This window comes from Oerskovia sp. 140933 (genome assembly GCF_059651515.1).
On sequence record NZ_JAMXIO010000034.1, the window covers coordinates 1 to 14492 of the forward strand.

The following is a 14492-nucleotide window of genomic DNA, read 5'->3' on the forward strand; positions in this document are numbered from 1 at the left end:
TCGTGCACGCACCGCGCCCGTCGGTCCGACCGCTCGTGGGCGGGGCCGGGTCAGCCTCGGCTGACGTCCGCGCCCAGCGCGTCGAGCTTGTCCTGGAAGTACTCGTAGCCACGGTCGATCAGGCCGATGCCGCGCACGGTCGAGGTGCCCTTGGCCGCGAGCGCCGCGATGAGGTGGCTGAACCCGCCGCGCAGGTCGGGGACCTCGATGTCCGCGGCGGACAGCGGCGTGGGGCCGGAGATGACGGCCGAGTGGTGGAAGTTGCGCTGCCCGAACCGGCACGGCAGCCCACCCAGGCACTCCTTGTAGACCTGGATGGTCGCGCCCATGCCGCGCAGCGCGTCGGTGAACCCGAAGCGGTTCTCGTAGACCGTCTCGTGCACGATCGACAGGCCCTTGGCCTGCGTGAGCGCGACGACGAGGGGCTGCTGCCAGTCCGTCATGAAGCCCGGGTGCACGGCCGTCTCGAGCACGATCGCGTTGAGGTCGCCGCCCGGGTGGTAGAACCGGATGCCGTCCTCCTGGACCTCGAACTCGCCGCCGACCTTGCGGAAGGTGTTGAGGAACGTCATCATCTCCGGCTGGGTCGCGCCCTTGACGGTGATGTCGCCGCCCGTCGCGAGGGCCGCCGACCCCCAGGAGGCCGCTTCGATGCGGTCGCCCAGCGCGGTGTGCTGGTAGCCCATGAGCTTGTCGACGCCCTCGATGCGGATCACGCGGTCGGTGTCGACCGAGATGATCGCGCCCATCTTCTGCAGGACGGCGATGAGGTCCATGATCTCGGGCTCGATCGCTGCGCCCGAGAGCTCGGTGATGCCCTCGGCGCGCACCGCGGTGAGCAGGAGCTGCTCGGTCGCGCCGACGCTCGGGTAGGGCAGGGAGATCTTGGTGCCCTGGAGGCGCCGCGGGGCGCGGATGTGGATGCCCTGCTCGCGCTTGTCCACCACGGCGCCGAACTGGCGCAGGATGTCGAGGTGGTAGTTGATGGGGCGGTCGCCGATCCGGCACCCGCCCAGGTCGGGGATGAAGGCCTCGCCCAGGCGGTGCAGCAGCGGCCCGCAGAAGAGGATCGGGATGCGGCTCGACCCGGCGTGCGCGTCGATGTCCGCGACGTGCGCCGACTCGACGTCGGTCGGGTCCAGGTGCAGCGTGCCTGCGACCTCGTCCGCGACGACCTTGACGCCGTGCAGCTCGAGGAGCCCCGTCACGACGCCGACGTCGCGGATCTGGGGCACGTTGCGCAGCACGCTCGGTCCTTCGCCGAGCAGGGAGGCCACCATCGCCTTGGAGACGAAGTTCTTCGCCCCCCGCACGGTGATGGTCCCGTTGAGCGGGGTGCCGCCGTTGACGTACAGCAGATCGTTCATGTGGTCGTCGTCGCCTAGCTCTCGTCGGTCGGTTCGATGCCCGTTCGGACGGATGTCCGAGGGCATCTGATGGACAACTGATGGACAACTGATCGAGTCAGTCCGTGCGCCGCCCCTGTCGGCGCACGTCGCGCCGTGTCCCGGCGCAGCGCTCCCCGTCCCCAACGCAGGGCATCGGAAGATTATTCACCCACCGGGCGGTGCTCTGCGACACCGGGCGCTGCCGGGCACCGCGGCGGGTGCCCGGCCCGCCCGGGGTGCCCGACGGCGTCGGTGCGGTCCGCGCACGAGGCGCGCTCCGCCGTCGGGCACCTGCGGCCGGTCAGGCCTCGGTCGGCTCGTACTGCTCGACGTAGCGGTCGATCTCCGCGAGGTAGGCCGCGCGACGGTCCTCGTCGATCCAGGACGCCTCGAACGAGTTCTTCGCGAGCGTCACGACCTCCTCGGGCGTGAGGCCGGCCTTGGCGGCGACGGCCGCGTAGTTGTCGGCCACGTACCCGCCGAAGTAGGCCGGGTCGTCGGAGTTGATCGTGATCTTGACGCCGTCGCGCAGGAGCTGGGCGACCTCTGCGGCCTTCATGTCGTCCGTCACGAAGCTGTTGGACACGGGGCAGCTCGTCAGGCCGATCCCGCGGGCCTTGACCTCCGCGACGAGCGCGGGGTCCTCGACGATGTTGGTGCCGTGGTCGATGCGGTCGACACCGATCGTCTCCAGGACGGTGCGGATGTTGTCGATGCTGCCGACCTGGTCGATGTCGCAGTGCATCGTCAGGCGGTAGCCGAGGTCGCGCGCCCGGGCGAAGACGCCCGCGAACTTCTCGGGCGGGTTGCCGCGCTCGTCGGAGTCGAGGCCGACGCCCAGGATCAGGTCCTTGAACGGCACCGACGCCTCGAGCGTCTCGGCGGCGCTCTCGGCCGACAGGTCGCGCAGGAAGCACATGATCAGGTCGGCGTCGACGCCGAAGTCGGCCGCGGCCGCTGCGGCCCGGTGGTAGCCCTTGACGACGGCCTCGAACGGGACGCCGCGTGCCGTGTGCGCCTGCGGGTCGAAGAACATCTCCGCGTGCTTGACGCCGTTCGCTGCCGCGCGCAGGAGGTACGCGTGGGCCAGCTCGAAGAAGTCGTCCTCGGTCTGCAGGACGTCCATGGCCGGGTAGTACACCGCGAGGAAGCTCGTGAGGTCGGTGAACCGGTACGTCGCCTGGACGTCCTCGACCGTGCTCTGGCCGATGTCGACGCCGTTGCGCTCCGCGAGGCGCAGCTTGAGGTCCGGCTCGAGGGTGCCCTCGAGGTGCAGGTGGAGCTCGGCCTTGGGGAGCCCGGTGACGAAGTCCAGGGTCGGCTGGGTGGGCAGGGGCATGGTTCTCCTTCAGGTGGGGGTCGTCCTCCCATCATGCCTTGCGCCCCGGCTGCCGTGATCACATCGCGAGACGGCCGCCTCGCCATGTGGTCCGGGTCCTTACCGTGGACACGAAGTTACCGGGTGGTAGGTCCCTCGTGCAGAGAGCCCTCCCCGCTGCTTCCCGACCCCCGCACCAGGAGCCCTCCCGTGACCACAACGGCACCACACTCGACCGCCGAGCCCGACGCGACGCCGGCCGGTCCCGACGCGCCCGCCAACAGCAAGGGGCGCGTGATCTTCGCGAGCCTCATCGGCACCTCGATCGAGTTCTACGACTTCTACGTCTACGCGACCGCCGCGGTCCTCGTCTTCCCGGCCGTCTTCTTCTCCGCGCTCGACGGCGGCACGTCCCAGCTCCTCGCCTCGTTCGCCGTGTTCGGCGTCGCGTTCGTCGCCCGTCCCCTCGGGTCCATCGTGTTCGGCCACTACGGCGACCGCGTCGGCCGCAAGGGCACGCTCGTCGCCTCGCTGCTGACCATGGGCGTCGCGACGTTCCTCATCGGCCTCCTGCCGCCCTCGAGCACCCCCGGCTGGTCCGTGCTCGCGCCCGCGCTGCTCGTCCTCATGCGGTTCTGCCAGGGCCTCGGGCTGGGCGGCGAGTGGAGCGGTGCGGCCCTGCTCGCGACCGAGAACGCCCCTGCGGGCAAGCGCGCCGTCTGGGGCACGTTCCCCCAGCTCGGCGCCCCGATCGGCTTCATCCTCGCCAACACGACGTTCCTGGTCCTCGCCGAGACGCTGACCGACGCCCAGTTCGCGGCGTGGGGCTGGCGCGTGCCGTTCCTCGCGAGCGCGCTCCTCGTGGTCGTGGGCCTGTGGGTGCGGCTGCGTCTCGTCGAGACGCCCGCGTTCCAGAAGGTCGTCGAGACCGGCTCGGTCGCCAAGCTTCCCGTGGCGCAGGTCTTCCGCAGCTCGTGGCGCCAGATCGTGCTCGGCACGTTCATCATGCTCGCGACGTACGTGCTGTTCTACCTCATGACGACCTTCACGCTGACGTTCGGCACGGCGTCCTCCGACCCCGCGGCCGAGGGCGCCCCCGGCCTCGGGTACGAGCGCACGGACTTCCTCGTGATGCTCATCGTCGGCGTCGTGTTCTTCGGGATCTTCACGCTCGTGTCCGGGCCGCTGGCCGAGAGGTTCGGCCGCCGCAAGCACCTCGTGTGGACGACGGTCGCGATCATCGCGTTCGGCGCCCTGTTCGTGCCGTTGTTCGCGGGGGGCACGGTCGGGGTCATGGCGCTCCTGGTCGTGGGGTTCACGCTCATGGGCCTGACGTTCGGGCCCATGGCCGCGATCCTGCCCGAGCTCTTCCCCGCCAACGTCCGCTACACCGGCTCGGCGATCGCCTACAACCTGTCGTCGATCCTGGGCGCGGCCGTCGCGCCGTTCATCGCGGTCGCGCTCTGGGAGCGGGCCGACGGCTCCCCCGTCCTGGTCGGGGTCTACCTGTCGGCCATGTCCGTCCTCACGCTCGTCGCGCTGCTGCTGAGCAAGGAGACCAAGGACGTGGACTACACGGACAACGTGCGCTGACGCTCCCCCGGTGCCCGACGGCGGAGCGCGTCTCCCGGGAGGCGCGCTCCGCCGTCGGGCATCCCGGCGGGCCCCGCCCGGCGCGCGCTCCTGCGGGATCGCGCCCACTCGGCCATGCTGGAGGCAGGGGCTCCGGGGAGAGGCGATCCTATGGCGGACAAGGCGAACGGCGTGACGAACGATCGGCCCCCGCCCGCCCGGCGGTCCGCCACGAGCCCGAGACGCCCCCGCGACCGCGACCCGCAGACGACGCTGGTGGCGCCCGACTACCGGGCCGTCTTCGCGGCCCTCTCCGCGCCCAAGGTCCTGCTGGCGCCGGACCTGACCGTGCTCGACGTCAACGACGCCTACCTCGAGATGCTCGGGCTGCCCGCGACCTCGCTCGTCGGGCGTCCGCTCAACGACGGCTTCACCTTCAACCCCGACGACGAGGGCCGGGTCGACCGTGTCGTCGCGTCGCTGCGCCACGTGCTGCAGACCGGTCGGATCGACCTGCTCGAACCCCTGCGCATCGACGTCCCGGGAGACCTCCCCGGGACGTGGGTCGAGCGGCACTGGCTCATGACGAACATCCCCGTCTTCGACGCGAGCGGCCGGGTCTCCGCCCTGGTGCACCGCGCCGAGGACGTCACGGACATCGTGCACTGCTCGCAGCAGGCGGCGGCCGACGACCACGTCGGCTGGGGCACGGCCGTGGTCGACCACGCCCTGCACCTGGGGTCGACCGTCGGCCGGTTCCAGGAGAGCCTCGACCGCGAGCGGCGCGCCGCCCTGCAGCTCCAGGACTCGATCCTCACCCCGCCCGTGCAGCCCGACGGCCTGCGCATCGACGTCCGCTACCGGCCTGCGTCGCGCGAGATCCACGTCGGGGGCGACTGGTACGACGCGTTCGAGCTGTCGTGCGGGTGCGCGTTCATCGTGGTCGGCGACGTCGTCGGGCACGACGTGTCCGCCGCTGCCACCATGGGCCAGCTCCGGGGGGTGATGCGCGGCATCGCCTACGACTCCGACGAGTCGCCGGCAGCGATCCTCGACCGGACCGAGCGCACCACCAAGGGCCTGCGGGTCGCGGCCGTGGCCACGGTCGCCGCGGCACGGATCGGGCGCGCGGGGCCGGCGGGCGACCGCGAGCTCACCTGGGCCTGCGCAGGGCACCTCCCGCCCGTCCTGCTCCGGGCAGACGGCCACGCCGAGCTGCTGGAGCGCCACAACGACCGCCTGCTCGGCGTCGGCACCGACTCCCGTCGCTCCGACCACACGGCCCTCCTGCACCCGGGCGACGTCCTGCTCCTGTACACCGACGGCCTGATCGAGCGGCGCGGGGAACGCCTGCGGGACGCGCTCCGGCGGTTCCCGCTCGTCGTCGAGGAGATCGCGCGGTCGTCCCGCGAGGGCCTCGTCGACGCCCTGCTCGCACGCCTGGTCCCCCAGGCGAGCGAGGACGACATCGCGCTCGTGGCCGTCGAGGTGCTGCCCTCCGGAGACGCCGCGAGGTAGAAGACGCCGCGAGGCGGAGGGCTGCTTCCGAGGGAGGGGCCCGGAGGCCTCTCCCTCGACGCTCGCCCTCCGCCTCGCGGACCGCGTCAGTCGAACAGGTTCGTCTGCAGCGTGGTGTAGAGGACCGTGTGGACACGGTCCCGCAGGGCGTTGCCCACCCCCACCGGGTCCTCCTCGACAGCGGCCTTCGTCGCCTTGTCGGACCCCGGCAGCATCGCGAGCATGAGGTCGTTGCCGTAGCGGGCCGCGAGACCAGGATCCATCCAGGAGCCGAGCACCGCGTCGGTCGAGACGACGCCCTCGAAGCCCCACTCGCCGCGGAGCACGTCCTGCAGGAGCTGCTCGTTGGCACCGGCCCACACGCCGCCCATGTTGATGAACGAGCTCATCGCGCCGGTCGGGTCGGCCTCCTTGACCGTGATCTCGAACGGCTTGAGGTACAGCTCGCGCAGGGCCTGCTCGTCGACGAACACGTTCACGCCCGTGCGGGCGTTGACCTCCTGCTCGTTGAGCGCGAAGTGCTTCATGAACGTCAGGACGCCCTTGCTCTCCGCGCCGGAGACCATCGCGGCGGACATCGTGCCCGACAGGTACGGGTCCTCCGAGAAGTACTCGAAGTCGCGCCCGCCCAGGGCCGACCGGTGCAGGTTCATGCCCGGGGCGTACCAGCCCTCGATCCCGTAGGCGTTCGCCTCGGTGCCCACGGACTCGCCCAGCGCGTACGCGAGCTCGTCGTTCCACGTCGAGGCCACGACGATCTGCGTCGGGTAGGCGGCTGCCTCGAGCGAGCTGAACAGAGAGTTCAGGCCGGCCGGACCGTCGAGCAGGTCCATGGCGGGGATGCCGAGCCGCTCGACCTCGTGCGTGCGGTACGCGCCCTTGGCGAAGAGGTCGATCTGCTCGTCGAGCGTGAGCTGGTCGAGGAACTCCTCCCACTGCGGGTCGTCGCGGTCGAGACCCGCGAGGTCGGCCAGGACCAGGCCGTTGTCGGCCCCGTAGGTCGGGGCCTCGCCCGCAGCCGGCACGATCTCCGGGTCCATGCGCGCGAGCAGCTCGTCCGAGGCCGTCGCTCCTGCCTCGGGCGCCCGCGGGAACGTGCCCTCCCAGTCGTCGCGCGAGAGGTACGTGAGGTCGCCCTCGACGTAGTCGAAACGGTTGGTCAGCTCGGCGCCCGTGTCGGCGTCGGTGTCGTAGACGACGTCCTCGGCCACGACGTGGTCGAAGGACGCGACCGGGGTGTGGACGTCGGCGCGCACCGAGATCTGGTAGGTCCCGGCCTCGAGCAGGTACGCGCCGTGGCCCTCGGTGTCCCAGGAGGCCATGTCGCGCACGTCGAACGTGACGGTCACGGTCTCGGACCGGCCGGGCTCGAGCATCCCGGTCTTGGCGTACCCCGCGAGCTCGATCGCGGACTTCTCGATGCCGCCCGGGGTCCAGGGCGCGGAGAAGTACACCTGCACGACGTCCTTGCCCGCGACGTCTCCCGTGTTGGTCACGGTGACGTCGATGCTCGCGGTCTCGGCGTCGACCCGGGGCCCGGAGGCCTCGTGCTGGAACGTGGTGTAGCTCAGGCCGTGCCCGAACGGGAACTGGACGGCCTGCGCGTAGCCCGCCTCGTCGCCCGCGTACCGCGTCTCGTAGTAGCGGTAGCCGACGTAGATGCTCTCCTCGTAGTCGAGGTAGGAGCGCTTGACGTCGGCGTAGTCGAAGTCACCGACGTTGGCGATCGCCGGGGCGCTCGTCACGTCGTAGGCGTACGTGTCGGTCAGGCGCCCGGACGGGTTCACCTCACCGGCCAGCACCTTGGCGAGCGAGACCGCGCCGCGGGGACCTGGTGTGCCGATCCACACCGCGGACTTGATCTGCGGGTAGTCGTCGAGGAAGCCGAGCTCCATCTGGTTGCCGGAGTTCACCACGACCACGACGTCGTCGAACGTCCCGGTGACGACGTCGAACAGCTCGCGCTGCTCGTCGGTCAGGCGCAGCTGCTCGGGGGTCATGTCCGACCCCTCGACACCGTCGTTGCCGATGACGACGAGCGCGGTCCCGGAGTACTCGGCGGCCTGGGCCATGACGTCGTCGGTGAGGTAGTCGGGGGCGGGCTCGCCCTCGGCCGGGCTCAGCATGGAGCTCGCGATCTGCAGGAGGCCGTTGCCGCCGCCCGTCTCGGTCGCGGCGCCCGCCTCCTCCATGGTCGCCTTGAGCTCGGGGTTGACCGCGATCCCCTGGTCGGCGAGCGCGTCGTAGAAGGTCACGGCCTGCGACTGGTTGCTGCCGCCGGACCCGCCGCCCCCGAGGATGAGGTTGAACGACGCGAAGCTGAAGACGTTGAGGGTGTCGTCCGTCAGCGGCAGGACGTCGCCCTCGTTCTTGAGCAGGACGATGCCCTCGTCGGAGATGTCCTCCGACACCTGGGCCGCGTGCGCCCGCGCCGCCTTGCCCTCAGCCGTGGAGGAGTCGTACTCGATCGACATGAGGCGCCCGAACGAGGACGCGAACGGTGCGACCAGCGCCCCGATCGCGACCACGGCCACGGCCGTGACGCCCCACCCGACCGCGCGTCGTGGACGGTGCTCGACCTTGCGGTTGATGCGTGCCCGACGCCTGTCCTCCCGGCGCTCGGCCCGGGTCATCCCGGCGCGCGCTGCGGTGCGCTCGGCCTTCTCGGACTTCCGTGCCTCCCGGGCAGCGCGCTTGTCGGCCGCCTTGGCTTCCTTGCGGTCCTGCGGCGCCATCGCCTTCAGCTCGGCGCGCCGGGTCCGCCGGGCCGCGCGCAGCTCCTGTGCGCGCGCGACGGCGTCCCGCTTGATCTCTGTGCGTGTCGCCATTCCTTCTCAGTCCTTCTTCGGAGCCCGCGCGGCCATCGCGTGGGCACGCCATGCCGGGACCAGGCGGCGCACGCCGCTCCAGAACCGGCCGTTGACCATCAGCAGCAAGCCGTCGAGCATCGCCTCGTCGACCTTGCCTGCGCTCATCCGCGACGCCGACCGGAACGGCAGGTCGAGGACGAAACGAGTGTTGTTCGCCGCATGGGGTCGCCCCAGCGCCATGAGGAGGCGGCCGCTCGCGTCGATGAGCCCGACCAGGAGGCCGCCGAACCCGCCCCGGCCACGCGCCTGCGCGACGATGTCGGCTCGCGTGAGCGGTCGCCCGACGGGCCAGTCCTGCGCCGGGGGCGTCCGCCCCAGGAGCGCGGCGAACTCGGCGTCCGGGACACGGTCCACCTGCCCGCTGACGTAGTGCGGCAGCTCACCGGCCTCGATCGCCCAGGGCTCGCCGTCGACCTCGACGGGCGCGGACAGACGGACGTCCCGCGACGACGCCCCCACCAGGACGGTGTACGCGCCGGGCACGGTGCGCCACCGGTGGCTGCTCGTGTCGTAGGCGTGGAACGCGTGCTCGGCCAGGTCGACCGTCACGGTCGCGCTCTCCCCCGCATCGAGCGTGACCTTCGCGAAGCCCGCGAGCTCGCGGGGCGCGCGGAACGCGCCCTCCGCGGCGCTGGGCGCCTCGACGTAGACCTGCACGGTCTCGGTCCCTGCACGGTCCCCGGTGTTGGTGACCGTGACGGTGACCTGCTCCCGGCCCGCCTTCAGGTCGCTGTACGCGAACGTGGTGTAGCTCAGCCCGTGCCCGAACGGGTAGCGGACGGGCAGGCCGACCTTGTCGGCGTAGCGGTAGCCGACGTAGATGCTCTCGCGGTGCTCGGACGTCGCCTCGGTCCGCCCGAACGTCGCCGACGACGGAACGTCCGCATAGCGCAGCGGGTACGTCTCGGCGAGGCGACCGGCCGGGTCGACCGCGCCGGTCAGGACGTCGGCGACCGCCTGCCCGCCGCCCTGGCCCGCGAGGTAGCCGTGCACGATCGCGTCGACGTGCTCGGCGAACGGCAGCTCGACGGGGGCACCGCCGGCCAGGACGACCACGACCGGGATCCCGAGCGCCGTCAGCTCGCGCGTGAGGGCGAGCTGGTTGCGCGCGAGGCGCATGTGGGTCCGGTCGACCCCCTCGGCCTCGGCCGACTCGTCCAGGCCCAGGAAGAGCAGCACGACGTCGGCGCGCTCGGCGAGGCGGACGGCCTTGCGCCGGCGTCGCACCGACGACGGCGAGTCCCACGCGCCCCGGCCCGCGTCGCGGCGTGCGTAGCCAGGCTCGTAGCCGACGACGTCCAGCTCGCTCGCCCGCAGCGCGTCGAGCGCGACGTCCACCCGGGTCGGGTTCACGAGCGAGCTGCCCGCCCCCTGGTACCGGGGGCTCGCCGCGAAGTCACCGATCACCGCGACGCGGCCCGAGTGCGCCCCGAGCGGCAGGGTCCCGCGCGCGTTGCGCAGCAGGACGACCGAGCGTCGTGCCGCCTCGACCGCGAGCGCGTGGTGCGCGTCGTGGTCGACCGGCGCGGCGCCGTCGGGCGTGCGGGGTCCCTGCGCCCGGGCGCGCTCCGTGCGCGCGATCAGCGTGAGCAGCTCGTCGACGCGGGCGTCGAGGACCGCCTCGTCGAGGCGCCCCTCCTCGACCGCGCGCACGACCTCGGCGTCGGTCACCCCGTCGGTCGACGGCATCTCGAGCGCGTTGCCCGCGACCAGGCCGGAGACGCGGTCGTTGTTGCCGCCCCAGTCGGTCACGACCAGGCCGTCGAAGCCCCACCGCTTGCGCAGGATCTCGTCGAGGAGCTCGCGGTGCTCGTTCGCGTAGGTCCCGTTGACCTTGTTGTACGAGCTCATGACGGTCCACGGCCGGCCCTCGGTGACCGCGATCCGGAACGCCTCGAGGTAGGTCTCGTGCAGCGCGCGCTCGTCGACGACCTCGTCCATCGACATGCGGTGCGTCTCCTGGCTGTTCACCGCGAAATGCTTGGCGCTCGCGGCGACGCCCCGGGACTGGATGCCGCGGATCTGCGCCGCAGCGAGGCGGCCCGCGAGCAGCGGGTCCTCGGAGAAGTACTCGAAGTTGCGGCCCGCGAGCGGGTTGCGCTTGATGTTGAGGCCGGGGCCGAGCAGGACGCTGACGTCCTCCGCGGCGGCCTCGGCGCCGAGGGCCTCGCCCACGCGCTCGACGAGGCCGGGGTCCCAGCTGTTGGCGAGCGTGGCCGCGGTCGGGAAGCAGGTCGCGGGCAGGCTGGCGTTGAGGCCGAGGTGGTCCGCCGCCCCGCCCTGCTTGCGCAGACCGTGCGGGCCGTCGGTGAGCATGATCGAGGGAACGCCGAGCCGGTCGACCGGCTTGGTGTTCCAGAAGTTCGCGCCTGAGGTGAGCGATGCCTTCTCGGTGAGGGTCATCTCGCTACGGGCACGTCGTCGGGCGTCAGGAGTGAGCACGGCGCCAGGATAGCCCAACCTCCACCACTTGGTGGAATTACGCGGCAGGGTAGCCTCTGACCTCGGAGAGGATCGTCGTGACCACACAGCAACCAGCCCCCACGGGGCGACCCGAGGGATACGCCACCGGGCGAGCGACCAAGCAGTCGATCGTCGCCCGCGCGGCCGAGGCCTTCGCCCAGAAGGGGTTCTACGGAGCCTCCCTGCGAGGCATCGCGCGCGAGGCCGGGGTCGACCACTCGACGCTCCTGCACCACTTCGGCAACAAGACCGCGCTGCTCCTGGCCGTCATCGAGTGGCACGACGCGCAGCACGCGCCGCCCGAGATGCCCACGGACTTCACGCCCGAGGACCTCGCCGACGGGTTCGTGCACGTCGCCGAACGCAACCGCGAAGCACCCGGGCTCGTGCAGCTCCTCTCGACCCTCTCGGCCGAGGCGGGGACCGAAGGGCACCCCGCGCGGCCCGTGCTCCAGCAGCGGCACCAGATGCTCATCGCGATCGTCGGCGGGATGATCCGGTCGCAGCGCGAGCGCGGAGTTCTCGCGGACACCGGCGCCTCGCCCGAGGAACGCGCGGCACTCTTCATCTCGACCTGGGAAGGGCTCCAGGTCTACGACGCGCTGCACCCAGGGACGGTCGACGTCCCCGGGATGGTCGGGGAGATGCTGCGGCGGGAGTTCGGGATCGGGTAGGGCCGGTGGGCCGCTGGGTGCGGCACCGAAGATGCCCGACGACGGAGCGCGCCCGCGGCCGGAAAGCGGGGTCCGGGGTTGGACGTGCAGGATTCTGAAGGCTCTTCAAGGTGACCGATGGGCTGGAGAACCCCTGAGCGCGGTACCTCATGGTGGCAGCCCCTGCACCTTGCTCCCGATTCACCCGATTCCCCCTTGACGCACCGCCCCACCCCGGTGAAGCTTGCGTCGACAACGGCACGAGCAAGGAGCGAACGATCAAAGGCACCGAGAGCAAGCTGCGAGAGATCCTCGAAGGCACGAAGCAGTACGTAGTCCCTGCCTACCAACGCGACTACGCGTGGTCGACCGGACAATGGAACGCTCTTTGGAGGCCCGTGGAGCGTCAGTTCGACGCCCTCGTAAATGGAAACTCACTGAGTCCATACTTCCTCGGTAGCCTGGTTATAAATGCACAGGCGGATTCGTCTGTCTCTTCGGACGAACAGCCGAAGAGATGGGACGTCATTGACGGCCAGCAGCGGTTGACGACAATCGTGGTTCTGCTCGCTGCGCTGCGCGACGCTACTACCTCGGCCGTCCTTCGGGAAGCGATCGACGAACAAATTCTGAGAAACAAGTATGCGGCCAGCGATGGGCGCCTGAAGATCCTACCCAAGGCCGCTGACGCCGAAGGAATGCGCGACCTCCTCATCGATGGCGGGGCCGGAGGAACCGGTCGCATCCATGTCGCCTATACCTGGATGCGCGAGAGGGTATCCCGACTACTCGATGTGCATGGATCCGCTGCCGCGAGCCAGCTCCGCCAGGCGATCCTCGACGGCCTGCTCGTGGTGAAGATCGAGGTGGGCGAAGGCGACAATCCACACCGCATCTTTCAGACACTGAACAGCACGGGAGTCGGACTCTCCGAAGTCGACAAGCTGCGAAGCCACTTCTTCATGCTGCTTCCAGATAGCCACGAAGATGCCCATCAGACATACTGGCGTCCAATGGAGGACGCACTCGGGCGCAGCTTTGGCCGCTTCCTTTGGGTCGACTTGGCGAGCCGCGGGAACGGTCTGGAGCAGGTGAAGACCGAGGCAGTGTACGAGCATTGGCAACAGATTCTGCAAGACGTCGAACACTCCGAGGAAGAAGTCACGGCGACGCTGAAAGACCTGTTTCAGCGTCAGACAGTCTTTCTCGCGGCAACCGCGCCCAAGGACGACGGGCTAGCAAACTCCCTACGTCGACTGAACGAGTGGAGCTCGAATGTTCACCAGCCACTGACCCACCACCTACTGGTGCGTCATGCGGCAGGCGACCTGAGCGAGCCTGAAGTCCGTCAATGCTTGGCACTGATCGAGTCGTTCCTGGTGCGACGAATGCTCATCGGCACACCGACCAACAACCTCAACCGCATCTTCACGACGCTAGTGGGCCAGGTCGCGTCGTTCGACAAGCCGAACGTTGCCGACGCACTCCACCGATTCCTATCAGAGTCGGGAAAGTACTGGCCGACGGACGCCGAGCTACGCGACAAGGCCGGGACCGCCACGTTCGCCGCGTTTCAGCGAGTAACCCAGCGTTACTTCGTCTTGCGACGACTAGAAGAACACCGCTCCCAGGACGGCCACATCGACTGGACCTCGGCCAATTTCACCCTTGAGCACTTCATGCCGCAAAAGCCCAATGCGCAGTGGTCCACGTATCTACGCGAGTCGGGAGTCAAGGACGTCGAGCAGGTCCACCGGGAGCTAGTGGACACGATCGGCAACTGCACACTTACGAGCCTCAACCAGAGGCTATCGAACTCGTTCTTGGACCGCAAAAAGGGGATTCTCTCCGGTAGCACACTTCACCTCAATACCGAGATCGCTGAGTCCACCGACTGGCTACCCGAGAATATCCGGCAGCGTTCGCGACGCTTGATCGACGAGGCGATTGAGATCTGGGTCGGTCCGCTCGCTACCGTGAGCGACCCCACTGCACCCGACCTCTCGGCTGTTGAGGCGGCCCTCGCGGCACTCACGGGGGCTGAGTGGACCTCTGCGAATGCTCTGGCTGAGGCCTGTGAGATCTCTTACGACGACGTCGTCACCTACTTGGACCTAGCTCGTCCGACGGAACACCAGCGAATCCTAAATGACGAGGGCGTCCCCGACCCGCGTCGCGCCTGGGTGCGAGACGAAGGTCTTACAGCAATCGGCGAGCACTTGGTTGCGCTCGGCGTCCTAGCTTCGACGGTAGATCTGACCGCCGACAAGAGCTTGTTCGTCGATGGAACTGCTATCGCCGAGCGGGTCGGAGCCTAGAAGAGTTCTTTCGCCTCAGCGCATCGCCGTGCCTGTGAATCGGGGGCCCGGACCGGCGAGAACTTTGCAGGTCCGGGCCTCTGTCACAACGCGTCCGCTCTGAAGGGACGTTTGGCCAGATCAAGAGTTGATCATCTGGGACCGGGGCTCAGAATCATTATTAGCCCACAGTTCGTGTGCTAGGTCGGGGGCCACGTGCCCATTCCTACGCGCCGCTCCGATAGTCGGCACTTCGCCAAGCAGCATCAGCCTCGGCCATGTCCTCAGTTTCGCCCGGATGGACTCTCTACCTAACAGCCGGTCTTAGCGCCGTTGCGGACATTGTCGGTGATTTCGCGCGATGGCGACCGTGACCTGCTGATGCTCGCGCGCGACCTCACCGCCAAGGTGCA

At 69.7% G+C, this 14492-nt stretch carries 8 protein-coding genes; 4 read left to right on the plus strand and 4 right to left on the minus strand.

Features of this window, described 5'->3' with window-relative positions:
• Nucleotides 1–50: 50 nt before the first annotated feature.
• Together murA and add are read right to left on the minus strand one after the other, a co-directional pair.
• A complete protein-coding gene (gene murA / locus NHG27_RS15600; protein ID WP_452490178.1) occupies nt 51–1367 on the minus strand; it encodes a UDP-N-acetylglucosamine 1-carboxyvinyltransferase in 1317 nt (438 codons plus the stop codon).
• Nucleotides 1368–1689: 322 nt separating this feature from the next.
• Nucleotides 1690–2727, minus strand: a complete 1038-nt coding sequence (add, locus tag NHG27_RS15605; protein ID WP_193721485.1) for an adenosine deaminase — start codon at nt 2725–2727, stop codon at nt 1690–1692.
• Between the two features lie 189 nt (nt 2728–2916).
• Between add and NHG27_RS15610 the strand changes: the two genes are divergently transcribed.
• Together NHG27_RS15610 and NHG27_RS15615 are read left to right on the plus strand one after the other, a co-directional pair.
• On the plus strand, nt 2917–4299 hold the full coding sequence (locus NHG27_RS15610) for an MFS transporter (protein ID WP_497016905.1): 1383 nt from the start codon (nt 2917–2919) through the stop codon (nt 4297–4299).
• Between the two features lie 171 nt (nt 4300–4470).
• Nucleotides 4471–5796 (plus strand): PP2C family protein-serine/threonine phosphatase, encoded by a 1326-nt coding sequence (locus NHG27_RS15615; protein ID WP_497016906.1) that lies wholly within the window; start codon nt 4471–4473, stop codon nt 5794–5796.
• An 86-nt stretch (nt 5797–5882) separates the two neighbouring features.
• On the opposite strand, the gene NHG27_RS15620 is transcribed toward NHG27_RS15615, so the two are convergent.
• Nucleotides 5883–8624 (minus strand): glycoside hydrolase family 3 protein, encoded by a 2742-nt coding sequence (locus tag NHG27_RS15620; RefSeq protein ID WP_497016907.1) that lies wholly within the window; start codon nt 8622–8624, stop codon nt 5883–5885.
• Between the two features lie 6 nt (nt 8625–8630).
• The gene (locus NHG27_RS15625; protein WP_497016908.1) at nt 8631–11108 is read right to left on the minus strand and encodes a glycoside hydrolase family 3 C-terminal domain-containing protein; all 2478 of its coding nucleotides are present in this window, start codon (nt 11106–11108) and stop codon (nt 8631–8633) included.
• 77 nt (nt 11109–11185) lie between these two features.
• On the opposite strand from NHG27_RS15625, the gene NHG27_RS15630 reads away from it, so the two are divergent.
• Both NHG27_RS15630 and NHG27_RS15635 read left to right on the plus strand, forming a co-directional pair.
• Nucleotides 11186–11803 carry a TetR/AcrR family transcriptional regulator gene (locus tag NHG27_RS15630; protein ID WP_497016909.1) on the plus strand — a complete coding sequence of 206 codons (618 nt, stop codon included), beginning with the start codon at nt 11186–11188 and terminating at the stop codon, nt 11801–11803.
• A gap of 149 nt (nt 11804–11952) precedes the next feature.
• On the plus strand, nt 11953–14100 hold the full coding sequence (locus NHG27_RS15635) for a DUF262 domain-containing protein (RefSeq protein ID WP_497016910.1): 2148 nt from the start codon (nt 11953–11955) through the stop codon (nt 14098–14100).
• Nucleotides 14101–14492: the final 392 nt, after the last annotated feature.